23 protein-coding genes and 1 pseudogene are annotated in these 18798 nt (G+C 68.9%); 20 read left to right on the top strand and 4 right to left on the bottom strand.

The features are described 5' to 3' along the window. Window positions 1-58: 58 nt before the first annotated feature. Both ACAG25_RS09535 and regX read left to right on the top strand, forming a co-directional pair. A complete protein-coding gene (locus ACAG25_RS09535; RefSeq protein WP_370488118.1) occupies window positions 59-1240 on the top strand; it encodes an ATP-binding protein in 1182 nt (393 codons plus the stop codon). 7 nt (window positions 1241-1247) lie between these two features. After that, a complete protein-coding gene (regX, locus tag ACAG25_RS09530) occupies window positions 1248-1934 on the top strand; it encodes a two-component sensory transduction protein RegX (protein ID WP_370488117.1) in 687 nt (228 codons plus the stop codon). Here the strand turns inward: regX and ACAG25_RS09525 are convergent. Further along, on the bottom strand, window positions 1916-2227 hold the full coding sequence (locus ACAG25_RS09525) for a YciI family protein (protein WP_370488395.1): 312 nt from the start codon (window positions 2225-2227) through the stop codon (window positions 1916-1918). The two genes, regX and ACAG25_RS09525, sit on opposite strands and share 19 nt — an antisense overlap. A gap of 8 nt (window positions 2228-2235) precedes the next feature. Next, a complete protein-coding gene (locus tag ACAG25_RS09520) occupies window positions 2236-3036 on the bottom strand; it encodes a hypothetical protein (RefSeq protein WP_370488116.1) in 801 nt (266 codons plus the stop codon). Between the two features lie 99 nt (window positions 3037-3135). On the opposite strand from ACAG25_RS09520, the pseudogene ACAG25_RS09515 reads away from it, so the two are divergent. The 9 genes and pseudogenes from ACAG25_RS09515 to ACAG25_RS09475 all read left to right on the top strand — a co-directional run. After that, window positions 3136-3410 (top strand): annotated as a pseudogene (locus tag ACAG25_RS09515) (hypothetical protein); the annotation flags it as partial. A 33-nt stretch (window positions 3411-3443) separates the two neighbouring features. Beyond that, window positions 3444-4580, top strand: coding sequence for a hypothetical protein (locus tag ACAG25_RS09510; protein ID WP_370488115.1), 1137 nt, complete (start codon window positions 3444-3446; stop codon window positions 4578-4580). A gap of 18 nt (window positions 4581-4598) precedes the next feature. Next, window positions 4599-5444, top strand: a complete 846-nt coding sequence (locus tag ACAG25_RS09505) for a sugar phosphate isomerase/epimerase family protein (RefSeq protein WP_370488114.1) — start codon at window positions 4599-4601, stop codon at window positions 5442-5444. A 25-nt stretch (window positions 5445-5469) separates the two neighbouring features. After that, entirely contained in the window at window positions 5470-6288 is an 819-nt protein-coding gene (locus tag ACAG25_RS09500) for a thioesterase family protein (RefSeq protein WP_370488113.1), read from the top strand. A gap of 43 nt (window positions 6289-6331) precedes the next feature. Continuing rightward, window positions 6332-7204, top strand: coding sequence for a pyrroline-5-carboxylate reductase (proC, locus tag ACAG25_RS09495; RefSeq protein ID WP_370488112.1), 873 nt, complete (start codon window positions 6332-6334; stop codon window positions 7202-7204). Between the two features lie 139 nt (window positions 7205-7343). Further along, entirely contained in the window at window positions 7344-7610 is a 267-nt protein-coding gene (locus tag ACAG25_RS09490; RefSeq protein WP_370488111.1) for a helix-turn-helix domain-containing protein, read from the top strand. A 132-nt stretch (window positions 7611-7742) separates the two neighbouring features. Beyond that, window positions 7743-7844 (top strand): 30S ribosomal protein bS22, encoded by a 102-nt coding sequence (locus ACAG25_RS09485; protein ID WP_003402602.1) that lies wholly within the window; start codon window positions 7743-7745, stop codon window positions 7842-7844. Between the two features lie 29 nt (window positions 7845-7873). Continuing rightward, a complete protein-coding gene (locus ACAG25_RS09480) occupies window positions 7874-8974 on the top strand; it encodes an SDR family oxidoreductase (protein WP_370488110.1) in 1101 nt (366 codons plus the stop codon). Between the two features lie 52 nt (window positions 8975-9026). Beyond that, entirely contained in the window at window positions 9027-10082 is a 1056-nt protein-coding gene (locus ACAG25_RS09475) for a lysophospholipid acyltransferase family protein (RefSeq protein ID WP_370488394.1), read from the top strand. A 4-nt stretch (window positions 10083-10086) separates the two neighbouring features. Here the strand turns inward: ACAG25_RS09475 and ACAG25_RS09470 are convergent, their stop codons facing one another. Together ACAG25_RS09470 and ACAG25_RS09465 are read right to left on the bottom strand one after the other, a co-directional pair. Further along, window positions 10087-10626 (bottom strand): MaoC family dehydratase N-terminal domain-containing protein, encoded by a 540-nt coding sequence (locus tag ACAG25_RS09470; protein WP_370488109.1) that lies wholly within the window; start codon window positions 10624-10626, stop codon window positions 10087-10089. Window positions 10627-10691: 65 nt separating this feature from the next. After that, on the bottom strand, window positions 10692-11606 hold the full coding sequence (locus ACAG25_RS09465) for an HAD family hydrolase (protein WP_370488393.1): 915 nt from the start codon (window positions 11604-11606) through the stop codon (window positions 10692-10694). Window positions 11607-11684: 78 nt separating this feature from the next. Between ACAG25_RS09465 and ACAG25_RS09460 the strand changes: the two genes are divergently transcribed. The 9 genes from ACAG25_RS09460 to ACAG25_RS09420 all read left to right on the top strand — a co-directional run bounded on the left by ACAG25_RS09460 (window position 11685) and on the right by ACAG25_RS09420 (window position 18661). After that, the gene (locus ACAG25_RS09460) at window positions 11685-11939 is read left to right on the top strand and encodes a glutaredoxin family protein (protein WP_370488108.1); all 255 of its coding nucleotides are present in this window, start codon (window positions 11685-11687) and stop codon (window positions 11937-11939) included. A gap of 84 nt (window positions 11940-12023) precedes the next feature. Continuing rightward, the gene (locus tag ACAG25_RS09455) at window positions 12024-13412 is read left to right on the top strand and encodes a glutamyl-tRNA reductase (protein WP_370488107.1); all 1389 of its coding nucleotides are present in this window, start codon (window positions 12024-12026) and stop codon (window positions 13410-13412) included. 25 nt (window positions 13413-13437) lie between these two features. Next, complete coding sequence (hemC, locus tag ACAG25_RS09450; protein WP_370488106.1) at window positions 13438-14376, top strand: hydroxymethylbilane synthase; 939 nt, start codon at window positions 13438-13440, stop codon at window positions 14374-14376. Beyond that, a complete protein-coding gene (locus ACAG25_RS09445; protein ID WP_370488105.1) occupies window positions 14373-16055 on the top strand; it encodes a uroporphyrinogen-III synthase in 1683 nt (560 codons plus the stop codon). Before hemC ends, ACAG25_RS09445 begins: the two co-directional genes overlap by 4 nt. Window positions 16056-16067: 12 nt before the next feature. Further along, on the top strand, window positions 16068-17048 hold the full coding sequence (gene hemB, locus ACAG25_RS09440; protein WP_370488104.1) for a porphobilinogen synthase: 981 nt from the start codon (window positions 16068-16070) through the stop codon (window positions 17046-17048). Continuing rightward, window positions 17045-17479: a hypothetical protein gene (locus ACAG25_RS09435; protein WP_370488103.1), complete on the top strand. Its 435-nt coding sequence runs from the start codon at window positions 17045-17047 to the stop codon at window positions 17477-17479. The genes hemB and ACAG25_RS09435 overlap by 4 nt, the downstream gene beginning before the upstream one ends. A gap of 20 nt (window positions 17480-17499) precedes the next feature. Further along, window positions 17500-17946 carry a hypothetical protein gene (locus ACAG25_RS09430; RefSeq protein WP_370488101.1) on the top strand — a complete coding sequence of 149 codons (447 nt, stop codon included), beginning with the start codon at window positions 17500-17502 and terminating at the stop codon, window positions 17944-17946. Further along, on the top strand, window positions 17943-18434 hold the full coding sequence (locus ACAG25_RS09425; RefSeq protein WP_370488100.1) for a DUF3093 domain-containing protein: 492 nt from the start codon (window positions 17943-17945) through the stop codon (window positions 18432-18434). Before ACAG25_RS09430 ends, ACAG25_RS09425 begins: the two co-directional genes overlap by 4 nt. A 2-nt stretch (window positions 18435-18436) precedes the next feature. Then, entirely contained in the window at window positions 18437-18661 is a 225-nt protein-coding gene (locus ACAG25_RS09420; protein WP_370488392.1) for a hypothetical protein, read from the top strand. Window positions 18662-18798 lie beyond the last annotated feature (137 nt).

Here is an 18798-nt window from a genome sequence, read left to right as displayed (position 1 = left end):
GTCCCGATTTCGCCGCACGCTGCTGGGATGACGTTCACCGGATACGTACGATCGTCGCGTGAGTGTCGTGTCGGCGCTGTTGCTCGCCGCCATCGTGGCACTGCTGGCGATGCCGGTCGGTGTGGCGGTCGGAGCCCGGGTGGCTCCGAGACTCGGCGACGCCCGACGGCGCACCACCGCCACCGCGGGGCTGACCGTCTCGCAGATGCACGAACTCATCGCTGCGAACTCACCCAACGGCGTCGTGGTCGTCGACGCGTTCCGTGATGTCGTGTACTGCAACGCGCGCGCCGAGGAACTCGGCGTCGTCCGCGACCGTCTCCTCGACGACCGGGCCTGGGAGGGCGCGCAACGGACCCTGGCCACCGGCGACGAGGGCGAGATCGACCTGTCGGAGACCAACCCGAACCGGTCGGGACGCTCCCGCCTGTCGGTGCGCGGGCATGTCCGGCTGCTCAGTCCGACCGACCGGCGGTTCGCGGTCCTCTACGTCGACGACCAGTCCGAGCAGGCCCGCATGGAGGCGACCCGCCGGGACTTCGTGGCCAACGTCAGCCACGAACTCAAGACCCCGGTGGGCGCCATGAGCGTGCTGGCCGAAGCGGTGCTGGCCTCGGCCGACGAACCCGACACGGTGCGGCACTTCGCCGAGAAGATCGTCGCCGAGTCCAATCGATTGGCCGACATGGTCGGCGAATTGATCGAGCTGTCCCGGCTGCAGGGCGCCGAACCCCTGCCCGATCTCGGGGTCGTCGACGTCGACACCGTGGTCACCGAGGCCCTGTCGCGGCACAAGGTGGCCGCCGACAACGCCGATATCGCCATCACCACCGACGCCCCGACCGGGTTCCGTGTGCTGGGAGACCAGACCCTGCTGGTCACCGCGCTGGCGAACCTGGTGTCCAACGCGATCGCCTACTCGCCCAACGGTTCCCCGGTGTCGATCAGCCGTCGCCGCCGCGGCGACAACATCGAGATCGCGGTCACCGACCGGGGGATCGGCATCGCCCCGCCGGACCAGCAGCGCGTGTTCGAACGGTTCTTCCGGGTCGACAAGGCGCGCTCCCGCGCCACCGGCGGTACGGGTCTGGGCCTGGCGATCGTCAAGCACGTGGCCGCCAACCACAACGGGACCATCCGGCTGTGGAGCCGGCCGGGTACCGGGTCGACGTTCACGCTGTCGATTCCGGCGTATCAGTCAGACGACGACCCCCCACACAGTGACGAGCGAGAGGACTAGTGCATCGATGACCAGCGTGTTGATCGTGGAGGACGAGGAGTCCTTGGCTGATCCCCTGGCGTTTCTGCTGCGCAAGGAGGGCTTCGAGGCCACGGTGGTGAGCGATGGGCCCTCGGCCCTGGCCGAGTTCGAGCGTTCCGGCGCCGACATCGTGCTGCTTGATCTGATGCTGCCGGGGATGAGTGGCACCGACGTGTGCCGCCAGTTGCGGTCCCGGTCGAGCGTGCCGGTGATCATGGTGACCGCCCGTGACAGCGAGATCGACAAGGTGGTCGGCCTGGAGCTCGGCGCCGACGACTACGTCACCAAGCCCTACTCCGCGCGCGAGTTGATCGCGCGCATCCGCGCCGTCCTTCGCCGCGGCGCGGAGAACGACGACGCGGCACTCGACGACGGAGTGCTGGAGGCCGGACCGGTGCGCATGGACGTCGAACGCCACGTCGTCAGTGTCAACGGAAACCCGATCACGTTGCCGCTCAAGGAGTTCGACCTTCTCGAGTATCTGATGCGCAACAGCGGTCGGGTGCTCACCCGCGGGCAGCTGATCGACCGGGTGTGGGGCGCGGACTACGTCGGCGACACCAAGACCCTCGACGTCCACGTCAAGCGGCTGCGCAGCAAGATCGAAGAGGATCCGGCCAATCCGGTGCACCTGGTGACGGTGCGCGGGCTCGGTTACAAGCTCGAGGGCTGAGCGGTATCGCCGGTGACCCCACCGGGAATCTCGAACACCTCGAAGCTGTTGACGCCGACCACAACCGACGGATCGGCCGCGCCGATGGCCAACGCCTCGGCGCGGTCGCGCACGCGCAGCACACCCAGACCCCACACCCCCTCGGGGTCGGCCACCGGACCGTAGACCACCACCTGGCCGTCGACGAGCAGTTGCCGCCAGTAGGTCATGTGCTGGGCCATCGCCTGCTGTTCGGCGTCGGTCATGGTCTGTGCGAAGTCCGCGCGCGGCGGGATCAACCGGAACAGGAACAGCGCGTCGCTCACTGCGCGGCCCGCGTCGCCGGATGCACCGCGACCAGGCCCAAACCGCTGCGGCGCTTGCAGATTGCGGCCAACTCCGCGTAAGCCTTCTCGCCGAGGAGCTCGGTCAGCTCGGGGCCGTAGGACTCGAAGACGGGCCGCGCGCCGACATGGGCGTTGGGATCTCCGGTGCAGTACCAGGTCAGGTCGAGACCGCCCTCGCCCCAACCGCGCCGGTCGTACTCGGTGATCGTCGAGCGCAGGATCTCCGAGCCGTCCGGACGGGTCACCCACTCCTGGGTGCGCCGGATCGGCAACTGCCAGCACACCTCCGGCTTGAGGGTCAGCGGCTCCACCCCGATCTTCAGGGCCTTGGTGTGCAGAGCGCAGCCGATACCGCCCGGCCAACCGGGGCGGTTGAGGAAGATGCAGGCGCCCTTGTACTTTCGCGTCCGCCAAGTGGGCTCGTCGTCGTACTCGTCCAGCTCGAGGTAGCCCTTCTTGCCCAACCCCTTAGCGCGGAACTGCCAGTCCTCGTCGGTGAGCAGCTTCACCGCGTCGTCGAGCTTGGCCCGGTCGTCGTCGTCGGACAAAAACGCGCCGTGGGAACAACATCCGTCGTCGGGCCGGTCCTCCACGGTGCCCTTGCACGCCGGGGTGCCGAACACACACGTCCATTTCGACAGCAGCCACGTCATGTCCGCGGCGATCAGATGCGTGGGGTCCTCGGGGTCGTAGAACTCCACCCATTCGCGGGCGAAATCCAGTTCGACCTCACCGGGATACTGCGGTCCGCTCACAGTTTCCCACGGTAGACCCATTAGGTTGGGCGGGTGCGATCAGGCGCGGCCGACGTGGGCGGCAAAACCGTCCATCGGTGGGCGCGGGTCCGGACCGAGTTCCGGCCGACCGGGGCGGCTCTTCGTGAACTCATATTTTTCATCTCTAGGATGACCGCGTCTGACCGAGCGGAACTGAAAGGGGTGAACGCTGACGGGCGCCGCACAGCGTTGCGGCCGCGCCGGTGGCGGATGCGAGCATGAGAGCCCTCGGTATCGAAACGGTGGACATCTGTCGACGGGCGTTGCGGGGCGGGTCGATCCTGCGGAGACTCGACAGTGACGCCGACGCGAGCGCACTCGTCGGCGGAACCGATGGTTTGGGCACGCAGTCGATGGCGGTGCGCGATGCTTGACGGACACGCAGCGAGGCGCAAAGGCAGCAAACGATGACCCGATCTGATGACTCCGGCACGACGCGACCGATCTCGGTCGCCGAGCTGCTGGCCAGAAACGGGACGATCGGCTCACCCCCGGTGGGCGGCAGGCGACGTCGTCGGCGCGGCAACGCCGACGCGGTGACGGTCGCGGAGCTGACCGGCGAGATCCCGGTGATCCGGGACACCGACACCAAGCCTGCACCTGCCCCGCCGGCCGAGGAACGCGTCGAGGAGCCCCCCGAGGAGACCTCCACCGATGCCCCGGTGGCCGACGAGAGCGTCATCGAAGAAGTCGAAGAAGTCGAAGAAGTCGAAGAAGACGAGCAGGCCCCGGCCGAACCGGCACCCGCCGACGAGGAAGCTCCCGCCGAACAGACCGAGGAACCGGCCGACGACGACGCGCCCGCGGCAGTCGAGACAGTCGCAGAAGCCGACGAGGACGAGGACGACTACGCCGACGCGGTCGCCGCCTACGCCGCCCAGATCGAACAACGCCTGAGCACCACCGAGCCGCCCGCCGTCGAGCAGACCGACGCCGATGCCGAGCACATGAGCCCCGACCCGCTGCCCGAGGTCGAGGACGAGATCGATTCCGAGGCTCTCGCGCCGGACGACGCAGCGACGGACGATGACGGCGCGGACGACGTGTCCGACCCGGACGCCCTGGACGCCGAGGCCGCGCTCGAACTCGACACCGACCTCGATGACGTCACCGACCTCGACGACACCCGCGCGGACACGGACGACGAGTTGCCGTCCTATCTGCGCTCGACCTCCGAACCCCTGTTCGGCGGCCCGCTGGCCGATGTCGCCGCCACGACCGACGACACCGATCCCGACGAGGCCGACCTCGTCGACGAGGACTACCGCGAACCCGGTCGCATGTCCTCGTTCGTGCACGCGCTGTGGATCGTCGGGCAGAGCATCTTCGCGGTCGCCTTCGGCGCCGGTCTGTTCATCGCGTTCGACCAGCTGTGGAAGTGGAACAACATCGTCGCGCTGGTGCTCTCGGTGCTGGTCATCCTCGGTCTGGTGGTGGCGGTCCGCGTGGTGCGCAAGACCGAGGACATCGGCAGCACACTGATCGCGGTGGCGGTCGGTGCGCTGGTCACGCTGGGTCCGCTGGCGTTGCTGCAGTCGGGCTGACGGCGGCCGACGGACATCGTGCGCCCCGCCATCAAGGTCGGTCTGTCGACCGCATCGGTCTACCCGCTCAGAACCGAAGCCGCCTTCGAGTACGCCGCCGAGCTCGGCTATGACGGCATCGAGTTGATGGTCTGGGCCGAGTCGGTCAGCCAGGACATCGACGCCGTCGAGGAACTGTCGCGCCGCTACGGCGTGCCGGTGTTGTCGGTGCACGCACCGTGCCTGCTGATCTCCCAACGGGTCTGGGGCGCCAACCCGATCGCCAAGCTCGAACGCAGTGTTCGCGCCGCCGAACAACTGGGCGCACAGACCGTGGTGGTGCACCCGCCGTTCCGGTGGCAGCGGCGCTACGCCGAAGGATTCAGCGACCAGGTCGCCGAGCTGGAATCCCGCAGCGACGTGATGGTCGCAGTGGAGAACATGTTCCCGTTCCGCGCGGACCGGTTCTTCGGTGCCGGTCAGACCTCGATCGAGCGGATGCGCAAACGCGGCGGGCGCCCCGGCCCCGGTATCTCGGCGTTCGCGCCGTCGTTCGACCCGCTCGACGGCGGGCACGCGCACTACACCCTGGACCTGTCCCACACCGCCACGGCGGGCACCGACGCCGTGGACATGGCCCGGCGCATGGGCGAGGGGTTGGTGCACCTGCATCTGTGCGACGGCAGCGGCGCGTCGACCGACGAGCATCTGGTGCCCGGCCGCGGCACCCAGCCGACCGCAGAGATCTGCGAGATGCTGGCTGCAAGTGACTTCGCCGGTCATGTCATCCTCGAGGTGACCACCTCGGGCGCGCGCACCGCCGCCGAACGCGAGGCCCTTCTGACCGAGTCGCTGCAGTACGCCCGCGCGCATCTGCTGCGCTGACCTGGCACAGCCGAGGAACCCAGCCATGACGAGCTCCACCCTGTTCACCGATGCGATGACCCTGAGCGCCGCCGGCGACGGCGTCTATCACGGTGTGCTGAACGAGAACTGGACCATCGGTCCGAAGGTGCACGGCGGTGCGATGCTCGGGCTGTGCGCCAACGCCGCACGCCACGAGATGCCCGACGTCGAGCCCATCGCCGTATCCGGAAACTTTCTGTGGGCGCCCGACCCCGGTGCCATGGAGGTGGTCACCACGGTGCGCAAGCGGGGGCGCCGGGTCAGCCTGATCGACGTCGAACTGCGCCAGGGTGATCGGGTGGCCGTGCGGGCCGCCATCACCATGGGGACACCCGAACACGACGTGCCGCCGCTGCTGTCGGTGAACCCGGTGTTGCCGCTGATGATGCCCGAACCTCCGCCGGGCCTCGAACCGATCGGCCCCGGACACCCGATGGCCGACATCGTGCATCTGAGCCGAGGCTGCGACATCCGGCCGTCGCTGACGACGTTCGCACCGCGTTCCGATGACGGCCCGCCGATGATCGAGTACTGGGTCCGTCCCAAAGGCGTGGAACCCGACCTGCTGTTCGCGTTGCTGTGCGGCGACGTGTCCGCCCCGGTGACCTACGGCGTCAACCGGTTCGGGTGGGCGCCCACGGTGCAACTCACCGCCTACGTGCGCGCGATGCCCGCCCCCGGTTGGCTGCGGGTGATGTGTACGACGACGCAGATCGGTCAGGACTGGTTCGACGAGGACCACATCGTGGTCGACTCCCAGGGCCACATCGTGGTGCAGACCCGGCAGCTGGCGATGGTGCCCGCCGCCGACGGCGACGGCTGACGCGGCAGCCGCCGCGGTCGGTGTGCGTGCGATGCTGTCCGGCATGGCCAGAATCGCGATCATCGGTGGCGGCAACATCGGCGAAGCTCTGCTCGCCGGACTGCTGCGCGCCGGCAGACAGGTCAAGGACCTCGTGGTGGCGGAGAAGAGCGCGGATCGCGCCGGCTACCTCGCCGAGAAGTATTCGGTGCTGGTCACCACGGTCTCCGAGGCGGTCGACTCCGCCACCTATGTCATCGTCGCGGTCAAACCCTCCGACGTGACCCACGTGATCGGCGACATCGCCGACACCGCCGCGCGCGCGGAGAGCGACGCGGCCGAGCAGGTGTTCGTCAGCGTGGCCGCCGGGGTCAGCACCGACTACTACGAGAACAAGCTGCCGGCGGGGTCGCCGGTGGTCCGGGTCATGCCGAACGCGCCGATGCTGGTCGGGGGAGGGGTCAGCGCCCTGGCAGCGGGCCGGTTCGCCACCGCCGAGCACCTCAAGGAGGTCTCGGCGCTGTTCGACGCCGTCGGCGGTGTCCTGACCGTCTCCGAGGCGCAGATGGACGCCGTCACCGCGGTGTCAGGGTCGGGGCCGGCCTATTTCTTCCTGATGGTGGAGGCGCTCGTCGACGCCGCCGTCGACGCCGGGCTGGCGCGTGCGGTGGCCACCGATCTGGTGGTGCAGACGATGGCCGGTTCGGCGGCGATGCTGCTCGAGCGGCTCGATCAGAGGTCCCCCGGCGGCAGCGCGGTGATGGCCGCGGCGATGGACACCTCGGCCGCCGAGTTGCGCGCCACCGTGACCTCTCCCGGCGGCACCACCGCTGCTGGTCTGCGTGAACTCGAGCGGGGTGGGCTGCGGGCGGCGGTCGCCAACGCGGTGGCCGCGGCGAAAACCCGCTCTGAGCAGCTCGGAATTACATCCGAGTAGTTCAGCGATTTCGGACTGAAAACCCCACACCCGTCGCAGTAACCCCACCTGCCACGCTATTCTCCCAGTGGTAAGCACGGGTCGGTGCCAGCGGTGGGGAAGCCGCTGGAACTGCCCGTGCCTGAAGGATTGGGTTGCGATGACGTCTACGAACGGGCCGTCGGCGCGGGATTCCGCGAGCGGAGGGAAGGCGGCACGTGATGCCGGCCAGAGCGACGGTCAGGCGCCGCGAGCGCAATTTCTGACCGTCGCCGAGGTGGCCGGCCTCATGCGGGTCAGCAAGATGACGGTGTACCGCCTGGTGCACAACGGCGAGCTGCCCGCGGTCCGGGTCGGTCGTTCGTTCCGTGTGCACGCCAAGGCCGTTCACGACATGCTGGAGAGCTCCTACTTCGACGCGGGGTAGGCGCGGGGCGGCTGGTTTCCCGACAGAGCCGTTTTTCGTTTGACCCGAGGGCCCAGGTAAAGTGACCGCTCGGGACTGGCGCCGTCGATCGACGGTGCCCGAAATGTCAAACAACTTTAGGTAGCGGAGTTCATGGGTTCTGTCATCAAGAAGCGGCGCAAGCGCATGTCGAAGAAGAAGCACCGCAAGCTGCTGCGTCGCACCCGGGTCCAGCGCAGAAAACTCGGCAAGTAGGTCGAGCGCCCGGTCGCTAGGCTGTCCGGATGGATGCTGATTCCAGGTCCGACGGCGGCGCCGGGCCATCAGGCACCCGCGACGAACTCAAGTATCCGAAGGTCGTGCTCGTCACGGGTGCCTGTCGTTTTCTCGGTGGCTACCTGGTCGCACGGCTGGCCCAAAATCCGCGCATCGAGCACGTGATCGCGGTCGACGCGATCGCTCCGAGCAAGGATCTGCTGCGTCGGATGGGCCGGGCGGAGTTCGTCCGCGCCGACATTCGCAACCCGTTCATCGCCAAGGTCATCAGGACCGGCGACGTCGACACGGTCGTGCACGCTGCGGCCGCGTCCTACGCGCCGCGCTCCGGCGGGCGGGCGATGCTCAAGGAACACAACGTCATGGGCGCGATCCAGTTGTTCGCGGCCTGCCAGAAGGCGCCGTCGGTGCGTCGGGTGATCCTGAAGTCGACCTCGGAGGTCTACGGCTCGAGCGCGCGCGACCCGGTGCTGTTCACCGAGAGCAGCAGCCGCCGCCGCCCGCCCGGGGAGGGGTTCGCCCGCGACAGCATCGACATCGAGGGTTACGCGCGTGGTCTCGGACGGCGACGCCCCGACATCGCGGTGACCATCCTGCGGCTGGCCAACATGATCGGCCCGGCGATGGACACCGCGCTGTCGCGCTATCTCGCCGGGCCCGTGGTGCCGACGGTCGTCGGCCACGATCCACGGATGCAGCTGTTGCACGAACAGGATGCGCTGGGTGCCCTCGAGCACGCCACGATCGCGGGCAAGGCCGGTACGTTCAACATCGGGGCGTCGGGGATCATCATGATGAGCCAGGCGATCCGCCGCGCCGGGCGAATTCCGCTACCACTGCCACGTTCGGCTCTGGTGGTCGTCGATTCGCTGTGGCGAGCCACCCGCAACACCGAGCTCGATCGTGAACAGCTCGACTACCTGAGCTACGGACGCGTGATGGACACCAGCCGGATGCGTGCGGAACTCGGCTACACGCCCAAGTGGACGACAGCCGAAGCGTTCGACGACTATGTCCGGGGGCGTGCGTTGAAACCCATCGTCGATCCGGATTGGGTACGTTCGATCGAGGACCGCGCGGTCACTGCGGCGCAGCGCTGGGGACGCTAGACTCGATTTTCAGATTGTCAGCCGGGGGAGGCTGGTGGAGAGGGTTACCACGTTGGCCAGCGAGCCGAAAGCGAAAGTGATTCCGCTGCACTCGAATTCGAGTCGCGGCGCGGCTCAGCGACGCAGCGCGGCGCAGCGTGCGGAAAGTTCGCGGCGCCATCCCTCGTTTCTCGCCGATCCCGATGGCGACGTCGCGCACGAGGAATTCGACGCCGTCATCCGCGACATCGACGCACACCGGGCCGACGGTGTCGAGGCGACGCCGACCGAGTTGGCCAAGAACATCTCCGCGGTCGCCGACTTCGTTCGCAAGCGGATGACCGGTGACTACAGCGTCGACGAGTTCGGGTTCGACCCGCACCTCAACGAAGCAATCATCCTTCCTTTGCTGCGAGTGTTCTTCCGGTCGTGGTTCCGGGTGGAGGTCAGCGGGATCGAGAACCTCCCCGAGACCGGCGCGGGACTGGTGGTGGCCAACCATGCGGGCGTGCTGCCCTTCGACGGGCTGATGACCCAGGTCGCCGTGCACGACCACCACCCCGCGCAGCGCAATCTGCGTCTGCTGGCCGCCGACATGGTGTTCGACATGCCGATGGTCGGGCAGGCCGCGCGTAAGGCCGGCCACACCATGGCCTGCACCGACGACGCCCATCGCCTCCTGGCCTCCGGCGAGCTCACCGCGGTGTTCCCGGAGGGCTACAAGGGGCTCGGCAAGCGCTTCAAAGACCGCTACAAGCTGCAGCGATTCGGCCGCGGCGGATTCGTGTCGGCGGCGCTGCGCTCCAAGACCCCGATCATCCCGTGCTCGATCGTCGGGTCCGAGGAGATCTATCCGATGGTCGCCGACGTCAAGCTGCTGGCGCGGTTGCTCGGTCTGCCGTACTTCCCGGTCACCCCGCTGTTCCCGCTCGCCGGTCCGCTGGGCGTGGTTCCGCTGCCGTCGAAGTGGTACATCGAGTTCGGCGAGCCGATCTCCACCGCCGACTACGACGAGTCCGCCGCCGACGATCCGATGGTCACGTTCGACCTGACCGACCAGGTGCGCGAGACCATCCAGCAGACGCTGTATCAGCTGTTGACCAACCGCCGCAACACCTTCTTCGGCTGAGCGGTCATTCCGCCTGGGATTTTTGCCCAGCAACGAACTTCGACAGGGCTGCGTCCCGGTTCGCGGCGACCTTGGCGGTCAACTCGTCGGCCTCGCCGTCGTGCGCGGCCTCACCCATGACGGTCACGATGCTGGTCACCACCGGCTGCCCGTCGTCGTCGGTGACCTCGCCGCGGATCTCGGTCAGCACGGCGCCGTGCGACTCGGTCACCGAGTCGAGGTAGGAGTCGAACCACAGCTTGTCGCCGGCGACGATCGGCCGGTGGAAGATCAGCTTCTGGTCGCGGTGCAGCACCCGCTCCATGTTGATCGGCAGGTCGAACTGGTTGAAGATCTCCTGCTGTACGCGCCGGCCGGCGACGGCCATGAACGTCAACGACGCGATCAACGCGTCGTGACCGCATTCCCTGGCGGCGTCCTCATCGTGGTGCGCGGGGTGCTCGTCTTTGACCGCGCGGGCGAACTCACGGATCTTCTCGCGGCCGACCTCGAAGTAATCGGGGTACCGGTAGTGGGTTCCGATGATCTCTTCTGCGATGGCCATGCCGGAGTCTCTCTGTGTCTGGGCGCTGGAGGCGTGAGCCTATCAGCGGTTATGTGGCGTGAAGGTCACGTGCGGTCGCGGCGGGACACCGCCGCGGCCAGCGCGCCGCCGGCGGCGCCGAGCGCCAGTGCCGACGGCACCCCGATGCGGGCGGCCTTGCGGGCGGTCCGGAAGTCACGGATCTCCCAGCCGCGCTGCCGGGCCAGATCGCGCAGGTGGGCATCAGGGTTGATCGCCACCGCGGTGCCGACCAGCGACAGCATCGGCACGTCGTTGATGCTGTCGGAGTAGGCGGTGCAGCGCCGCAGGTTCAGGCCCTCCCGGATCGCCAGCGACCGCACCGCGTGCGCCTTGCCGACCCCGTGGAGGATGTCGCCGACCAGCCGGCCGGTGAACACCCCGTCGACGGATTCGGCGACAGTGCCCAGGGCGCCCGTCAGGCCCAGCCGTCGCGCGATGGTGTCGGCCAGCTCGTAGGGTGTCGCGGTCACCAACCACACCTGTTGCCCGGCGTCGAGATGCATCTGGGCCAGCGCCCGGGTGCCCGGCCAGATCTTGTCGGCGATGATCTCGTCGTAGATCTCCTCACCCAGCGCGACCAGCTCGGCGGTGGACCGGCCCTCGATGAACGCCAGCGCCTTGCGTCGGCCCGCGGCCACGTCCTCGCTGTTCTCCCGGCCGGTGAGCTGGAATTTGGCCTGGGCGACCGCGAACCGCGCGAGGTCCTTGTAGGTGAAGAACTCGCGTGCGGCCAACCCGCGCGCGAAGTGCACCAGCGACGAGCCGTGCACCAGGGTGTTGTCCACGTCGAAGAACGCCGCGGCGGTCAGATCCGGCGGTGGGGCCGGCGGGGCCGCGGCTTCGTCGGGCAGCTCGGTCAGACCGAGGGCGGCCGCCTCGGCGCTGGCCTGACCGGCGAGTTCCTGCGCCCGGTGGGCGGAGACGCCCGATCCCAGACCGGCGGAGACGCCCGATCCCAGACCGGCGGACCCGCCCGGCAATTCCCCGCTGTCCGACACGGCTACAAGATTAAGGCACCCAGGCGCGATACTGGCGGGGTGGATCGGCAGGTGCAGTTGCTCACCCGGCAGGGGTGCCCGATGTGTGCCCGCGCGGCCGACCAGCTCGCCGCGATGGCTTCCGAGCTGGGCTTCGTCCTGGTGGTGACCGACGTCGACGACGCCGCTGCCGACGGGCGGACCGAGCTGCGCGCCGAGTTCGGCGACCGGTTGCCCGTCGTGCTGCTCGACGGAGCAGAACACAGCTACTGGGAGGTCGACGAACCCCGATTGCGTGCTGATCTGGGGCGTTGACATCTCAGCTGTTAGCTGAACGAATTTGGTGGCCCAGCAGTCAGCGACTACCTTGGAAGGCGTGGTCAGCGCGGTGATGAAGCCATGAGCGTTCTGCTTTTCGGGGTGTCGCACCGCAGCGCGCCGGTGTCAGTGCTCGAGCAACTGACCACCGACGAAGACGACCAGGCCAAGATCATCGAAGAGGTGCTGCGTTCGTCGCTGGTCACCGAGGCGATGGTGCTGTCCACCTGTAACCGCATCGAGGTCTACGCCGTCGTGGAAGCGTTCCACGGCGGCCTTTCCGTGATCGGGCAGGTGCTGGCGGAGCACTCCGGCATGTCGTTGCAGGATCTGACCAAGTACGCCTACGTGCGCTACGCCGAGGCGGCCGTCGAGCATCTGTTCTCCGTGGCCTCCGGTCTGGACTCCGCGGTCATCGGCGAGCAGCAGGTCTTGGGTCAGGTCCGGCGCGCCTACGCGACCGCCGAGGCCAACCGCACTGTCGGCCGCACCTTGCACGAGCTCTCGCAGCGGGCGCTGTCGGTGGGGAAGCGGGTGCACACCGAGACCGGGATCGATGCGGCCGGGGCGTCGGTGGTGTCGGTCTCGCTCGACATCGCAGAACGCAAGCTCGGTTCGCTGGCCGGCCGTAGCGCGGTCGTCGTGGGCGCCGGATCCATGGGAGCGCTGGCGGCCAGGCAACTGGTCCGCGCGGGGGTGGAGCGCATCCACGTCGTCAACCGCACCCTGCCGCGCGCCAAGCGCCTCGCCGAGAACCTCAACGCCGCGGGCACCGCCGCCGAGGCGTTCCCGTTCGACCACCTGCCGCCGCTGTTGACCGACGCCGACGTCGTGGTCAGCTGCACCGGGGCCGTGCGCCCGGTCGTGTCGCTGGCCGACGTGCACCGCGGGCTGGCCCACAGTGCCGACCGCAAGCAGCTGGTGATCTGTGACCTCGGCATGCCCCGCGACGTCGACCCGGCGGTGGCCGGTCTGCCCGACGTGCACGTCATCGACATGGAGCGCATCCAGCGCGAACCCACGGCGCGCGCCGCGGCCTCGGATGCCGAGGCCGCCCGCACGATCGTCGCCGCGGAGGTGGCCCACTACCTGGCGGGGCAGCGGATGGCCGAGGTGACCCCGACGGTCACCGCGCTGCGTCAGCGCGCCGCCGATGTCGTCGAGGCTGAGCTGCTGCGGCTGGACAACCGGTTGCCGGGACTGGACGCCGACCACCGCGACGAGGTCGCCAAGACGGTGCGCCGCGTCGTCGACAAGCTTCTGCACGCGCCGACGGTGCGCGTCAAACAACTCGCCAGCGCGCCCGGCGGCGACAGCTACGCCGAGGCGCTGCGGGAACTGTTCGAACTCGACCAGCAGGCGGTCGATGCTGTGGCGGCCGGTGAGCTGCCGCTTGACGGCCTGGACATCAATGCCGTCAATGGCAGCGAAATATCGGTGGTGACAAGAGATTTCGACACATCCGAGTGAATCCACACCCTCTTCCGACCGTCCGGTGATTCGTCTCGGTACCCGCGGTAGCCTGCTGGCCACCACCCAGGCGGGTACCGTGCGCGACGCGCTGATCGCCGCCGGTCACCCGACCGAGTTGGTCATCGTGGCCACCGCGGGCGACCAACGTCCCGACGAGCCGATCGCCGACATCGGTGTCGGGGTGTTCACGGCCGCTCTGCGCGAGGCCATCGCCGACGGCACCGTCGACGCCGCCGTGCACTCCTTCAAGGACCTGCCGACCGCCCAGGACCCGCGCTTCGTCGTCGCCGCCACACCGCGGCGCGAAGACCCGCGAGACGCGCTGGTCGCACGTGACGGCATGGTGCTGGGCGAGTTGCCTGCCGGCTCCGTGATCGGTACGTCGTCCCCGCGAAGGGTGGCACAGCTTAAAGCACTGGGTCTCGGTTTGGAAATCCGCCCCCTAAGAGGCAACCTAGATACCAGGTTGAGCAGGGTAAGCCGCGGTGAACTCGACGCAATCGTGGTGGCTCGAGCGGGTCTGTCCCGTATCGGTCGCCTCGAAGTGGTGACCGAGGCGCTGGAGCCGGTGCAGATGTTGCCGGCGCCGGCCCAGGGAGCGTTGGCCGTCGAGTGCCGTGCCGGTGACACCGACCTGGTGAAGGTGTTGGCGCAGTTGAACGACGCCGACACCTGGGCCGCGGTCACCGCCGAGCGGACCCTGCTGGCCGAACTGGAGGCGGGATGTTCCGCACCGGTCGGTGCGATCGCTGAGGTGGTCGAGTCGATCGATGAGGAGGGTCGCGTCTTCGAAGAGCTGTCGCTGCGCGGCTGCGTGGCGACGCTGGACGGATCCGACGTGATCCGTGCGTCCGGTGTCGGGACACCCGATCGGGCACGGGAGCTGGGGCTCTCGATGGCCGAGGAGTTGTTCGACTTGGGCGCGCGCGATCTGTTGGACGAAGGCGGGAGAGACGCATGAGCTTGCGAGGACGCAAGGGCAAGCCCGGTCGCATCACGTTCGTCGGCTCCGGGCCCGGTGATCCGGGTCTGCTGACCACGCGGGCCCGCGCGGTGCTGGCCAACGCCGCGCTGGTGTTCACCGACCCCGATGTGCCGGAGTCGGTTCTGGCACTGGTCGGCACGGAGTTGCCGCCGCCGTCGGGGCCGTTGCCGGAGAACGCCACGGCGGCCGCCAAGAAGGACGCCGACGACGACAAGGGTGCCGAGACGCCCGCCGTCGAGGCGGTGATCCCCGGCGGTCCGGACGTGCGCCCCGCGCTCGGGGAACCCGCCGAGGTCGCCAAGACGCTTGCCACCGAAGCCCGCACCGGTGTCGACGTGGTGCGCCTGGTCGCCGGCGATCCGCTGTCGGTGGACTCGGTGATCACCGAGGTCAACGCGCTGGCGCGGACCCAGCTGACGTTCGAGATCGTGCCCGGCCTGCCGGGCACCACCGCCGTGCCCACCTATGCCGGTCTGCCGCTGGGCTCGTCGCACACCGTCGCCGACGTCCGCGACCCGGAGGTCGACTGGGCGGCGCTGGCCGCGGCTCCCGGCCCGCTGATCCTGCACGCGACGGCATCGCATCTTCCCGACGCGGCGCGCACGCTCATCGAGTACGGCCTGGCCGAGTCGACGCCCGCGGTGGTCACCGGCAACGGCACCACCTGCCAGCAGCGTTCGGTGGAGACCACTCTGGCCGGCCTGCTCGACAAGGCGGTGTTGGACAAGCCGGCGATCGCCGAGCCCGCCGGCCCGCTGACCGGAACCCTCGTGGTGACGATCGGACGGACCGTCGCGCACCGCGCGAAGCTGAACTGGTGGGAGAGCCGCGCGCTGTACGGCTGGACCGTGCTGGTGCCGCGCACCAAGGATCAGGCCGGGGAGATGAGCGACCGTCTGGTCACCCACGGTGCCCTGCCGATCGAGGTCCCGACCATCGCGGTCGAACCGCCCCGCAGCCCCGCGCAGATGGAGCGGGCCGTCAAGGGCCTGGTGGACGGCCGGTTCCAGTGGGTGGTGTTCACCTCCACCAACGCCGTGCGCGCGGTCTGGGAGAAGTTCAACGAGTTCGGCCTGGATGCGCGGGCATTCTCGGGTGTGAAGATCGCCTGCGTCGGTCAGGCCACCGCCGACCGGGTGCGCGCGTTCGGCATCAACCCCGAACTGGTGCCCAGCGGTGAGCAGAGCTCCCTGGGCCTGCTCGACGACTTCCCGCCCTACGACGACGTTTTCGATCCGGTGAACCGGGTGCTGCTGCCCCGCGCCGACATCGCCACCGAGACGCTGGCCGAGGGCCTGCGTGAACGCGGTTGGGAGATCGAGGATGTCACGGCCTACCGGACGGTGCGTGCCGCTCCGCCGCCGGCGCACACCCGCGAGATGATCAAGACCGGTGGATTCGACGCGGTCTGTTTCACCTCGAGTTCGACGGTGCGCAATCTGGTCGGTATCGCCGGAAAGCCCCACGCGCGCACCATCGTTGCGTGCATCGGACCCAAGACCGCCGAGACCGCAGCGGAATTCGGCCTGCGGGTCGACGTGCAGCCCGAGGTGGCCGCCGTCGGACCGTTGGTGGAGGCGCTCGCCGAGCATGCGGCCCGACTGCGGGCCGAGGGTGCGCTGCCGCCCCCGCGGAAAAAGAGCCGTCGCCGCTAGCGGGGGCCGTCCATGAGCTTCCCGAGCCACCGCCCCAGGCGGCTGCGTTCCACTGCTGCCATGCGTCGTCTGGTCGGCGAAACCAGCTTGGAACCAAGGCATCTCGTGCTGCCCATGTTCGTCGCCGACGGCCTGGACGAGCCGCGCGCGATCACGTCCATGCCCGGTGTCGTGCAGCACACCCGCGAGACCGTGCGCCGCGCGGCCGACGAGGCGGTGCGCCTCGGTGTCGGGGGACTGATGCTGTTCGGCGTGCCGAAGGACGCCGACAAGGACTCGGACGGATCGGTCGGGGTGGACCCCGACGGGATCCTCAACGTCGCTCTGCGCGATCTCACCGCGGACCTCGGTGATGCCACGGTCCTGATGGCCGACACGTGCCTCGACGAGTTCACCGACCACGGACACTGCGGGGTGCTCGACGATCGGGGCCGGGTCGACAATGACGCCACCAACCGTCGCTACGTGGAACTGGCTGTGGCGCAAGCGCAATCCGGTGCGCAGGTGGTGGGACCGAGCGGGATGATGGACGGCCAGGTGGCCGCGATCCGCGACGGACTCGACGCCGCGGGCTACGTCGACACCGCGATCCTGGCTTACGCCGCGAAGTTCGCGTCCGGCTTCTACGGCCCGTTCCGCGAGGCGGTCGGTTCGAGCCTGCAGGGCGATCGTCGCACCTACCAACAGGATCCGGGGAACGCGCGGGAAGCCCTGCGCGAGATCGAACTCGACCTCACCGAGGGCGCCGACATGGTCATGGTGAAGCCGGCGATGGCGTACCTCGACATCGTGCGCGCGGCGGCCGAGATCTCCTCGGTGCCCGTGGCCGCCTACCAGGTCTCCGGTGAGTACGCGATGATCACCGCCGCAGCCGAACGGGGCTGGATCGACCGGCAGACGATGGTTCTGGAGTCACTGACGTCGATCCGCCGCGCCGGCGCCGACATCGTGCTGACCTACTGGGCCGCAGAAGCGGCCCGCTGGCTGTCGTGACCGATCCCCGGGAGCCCGCCGACAGTCCGGAATCGGCGGTCCGCCCGCCCGATGTGGACACCGGATTCTGGCTGTGGCTGGTGGCGCTGCCGCTGATGGTGATCGGCTACCTGGTGGACCTCTTCACCGCCCACCGGGGTCAGGACGGACTGTTCCTCGCCATCAACTGCGTGTTCGTCGGCGCACTGGCGGCCGTCGTCGCGACCTTCCTCTATCTGCTGCGCCAGGGCTACCGGTGGGCCCGCACCTTCCTGACCGGCGGATCCATCGCGGCCGTCGTCTACTCGGTGAGCAACCTCTTCGGTGTGGACCGACCCTCCGCGGCGACCGCGCTGGCCTATGCCGTGCCGGTCATCATCGGTTCGGTGCTCATCGTCGGCGGCACCTACCTGCTGCACCGCAAGGAAGCACACGAGTTCTTCACCCGGTGATTGGATACTCTGACCCGACCATGACCGACCCCACCCCGGCCGATCGCCCACGCATCGTCGACCTGTCGTTCTGGTGCTTCGTCGCGGGAGCGGTGGTGCTGATCGTCGGCGGGCTGATGGCCTCGTCGGCCGGCTACGACGCCGCGCGGGCCGCCTTCCCCGACACCGTGGACGACGACACGGTCCGCAGTTACCTCGCGATCTACCGGGCCACCGGCATCGGCGCGGTGATCGTCGGCGGGCTGGTGGCGTTCCTGGCGGGGCGGGCCCGCGGCGGCGACGCCCGCTTCCGGCTGGCGGTCCTGGGACTGGTGGCCGCGGCGACCGTGGTGATGCTGTTGTTGGCGCTCGGCGTCAAGGTGGCACATCCGGTCATCCTGCTGGCGCTGTTGCCGCTGCTCGTCGGCGCCGCGTTGTTCACCCGCCCGGCGGCGGCCGCCTGGTACGACCCGGAAAGGCAGCGATGACCCAGACCACCGACAAGCCCGAGGTGTTGTTCCACGAGCAGGGTGCGAGCTGGCTGTGGGTGCTGGCGGGACCGGGCGCGGGCCTGGCGATGCTGTTGATCCAGATGTCGGCCGGTTACGGCATCCAGTGGGTGGTCCCGGGCATGTTCTTCGTCCTGGTGACTTTGTTCCTGAGCATTCAGGTCAAGGCGGCCCGGATCCACACGTCCGTGGAGCTGACCCCGGACACCCTGCGGCAGGGCACCGAGGTGACCCGCACCGAGGAGATCGTTCGGGTCTATCCCGAGGCCAAGGGCCCCGAGACTCCGAAATGGCAGTACGCGCGGGCCCTGGGCGAGCTCACCGGTGTGCCGCGCGGACGCACCGGTATCGGCGTTCGGCTGACCAACGACCGCACCGCGCAGGCGTGGGCGCGTAAGCACGAGCAGCTGCGCGCCGCGCTGACGAACCTGGTCGAAGAACGGATCCCGCCGGAGACCTCGTCGTGAGGATGCGCGCCGTCGTCGAAGCGGTGCTGGCCCTGCTCGCGGCTGTTGCTGCGGTCGCCAGCCGGGTGGCCGCGTCGTCGCCCGTCGTGATCCCGCCCGTCCTCGACGGCGAGCCCGCCACGGTGTCGCAGGTGTACTCGGCGCCGCTGCTGACGTTGTCGTTGATGTCGGCCACCGCCGCCGGGGTCCTGACGGTGCTGGCCATCGCCCACTTCCGGACCCGCTGACCCCACCCCGCCCCCCCGCGCCACCCGCGCCGAAATTGCGTTCCACGCGCGTCAAAACGCCTTGATGTCAAGTGGCTATGACAACGATTAGGCGGCTTGGCTAAGAAGTTGGGTCATGCGTTGGGCGGGTGTGTCCA

It is taken from the genome of Mycobacterium sp. pV006 (genome assembly GCF_041287115.1).
In the GTDB taxonomy this organism is placed as follows: Bacteria; Actinomycetota; Actinomycetes; order Mycobacteriales; family Mycobacteriaceae; genus Mycobacterium.
This window is presented reverse-complemented; position numbering and strand designations above follow the sequence as displayed.

Bases quoted from the DNA above. Each gene is read 5' to 3' on its own strand.
- proC (WP_370488112.1), top strand. From the start codon at position 6,332: ATGGCCAGAATCGCGATCATCGGTGGCGGCAACATCGGCGAAGCTCTG.
- ACAG25_RS09510 (WP_370488115.1), top strand. From the start codon at position 3,444: ATGACCCGATCTGATGACTCCGGCACGACGCGACCGATCTCGGTCGCC.
- ACAG25_RS09430 (WP_370488101.1), top strand. From the start codon at position 17,500: ATGACCGACCCCACCCCGGCCGATCGCCCACGCATCGTCGACCTGTCG.
- ACAG25_RS09455 (WP_370488107.1), top strand. From the start codon at position 12,024: ATGAGCGTTCTGCTTTTCGGGGTGTCGCACCGCAGCGCGCCGGTGTCA.
- ACAG25_RS09490 (WP_370488111.1), top strand. From the start codon at position 7,344: ATGACGTCTACGAACGGGCCGTCGGCGCGGGATTCCGCGAGCGGAGGG.
- ACAG25_RS09500 (WP_370488113.1), top strand. From the start codon at position 5,470: ATGACGAGCTCCACCCTGTTCACCGATGCGATGACCCTGAGCGCCGCC.
- ACAG25_RS09480 (WP_370488110.1), top strand. From the start codon at position 7,874: ATGGATGCTGATTCCAGGTCCGACGGCGGCGCCGGGCCATCAGGCACC.
- ACAG25_RS09520 (WP_370488116.1), bottom strand. From the start codon at position 3,036: ATGGGTCTACCGTGGGAAACTGTGAGCGGACCGCAGTATCCCGGTGAG.
- hemB (WP_370488104.1), top strand. From the start codon at position 16,068: ATGAGCTTCCCGAGCCACCGCCCCAGGCGGCTGCGTTCCACTGCTGCC.
- ACAG25_RS09445 (WP_370488105.1), top strand. From the start codon at position 14,373: ATGAGCTTGCGAGGACGCAAGGGCAAGCCCGGTCGCATCACGTTCGTC.
- ACAG25_RS09420 (WP_370488392.1), top strand. From the start codon at position 18,437: ATGCGCGCCGTCGTCGAAGCGGTGCTGGCCCTGCTCGCGGCTGTTGCT.
- ACAG25_RS09485 (WP_003402602.1), top strand. From the start codon at position 7,743: ATGGGTTCTGTCATCAAGAAGCGGCGCAAGCGCATGTCGAAGAAGAAG.
- regX (WP_370488117.1), top strand. From the start codon at position 1,248: ATGACCAGCGTGTTGATCGTGGAGGACGAGGAGTCCTTGGCTGATCCC.
- ACAG25_RS09470 (WP_370488109.1), bottom strand. From the start codon at position 10,626: ATGGCCATCGCAGAAGAGATCATCGGAACCCACTACCGGTACCCCGAT.
- ACAG25_RS09425 (WP_370488100.1), top strand. From the start codon at position 17,943: ATGACCCAGACCACCGACAAGCCCGAGGTGTTGTTCCACGAGCAGGGT.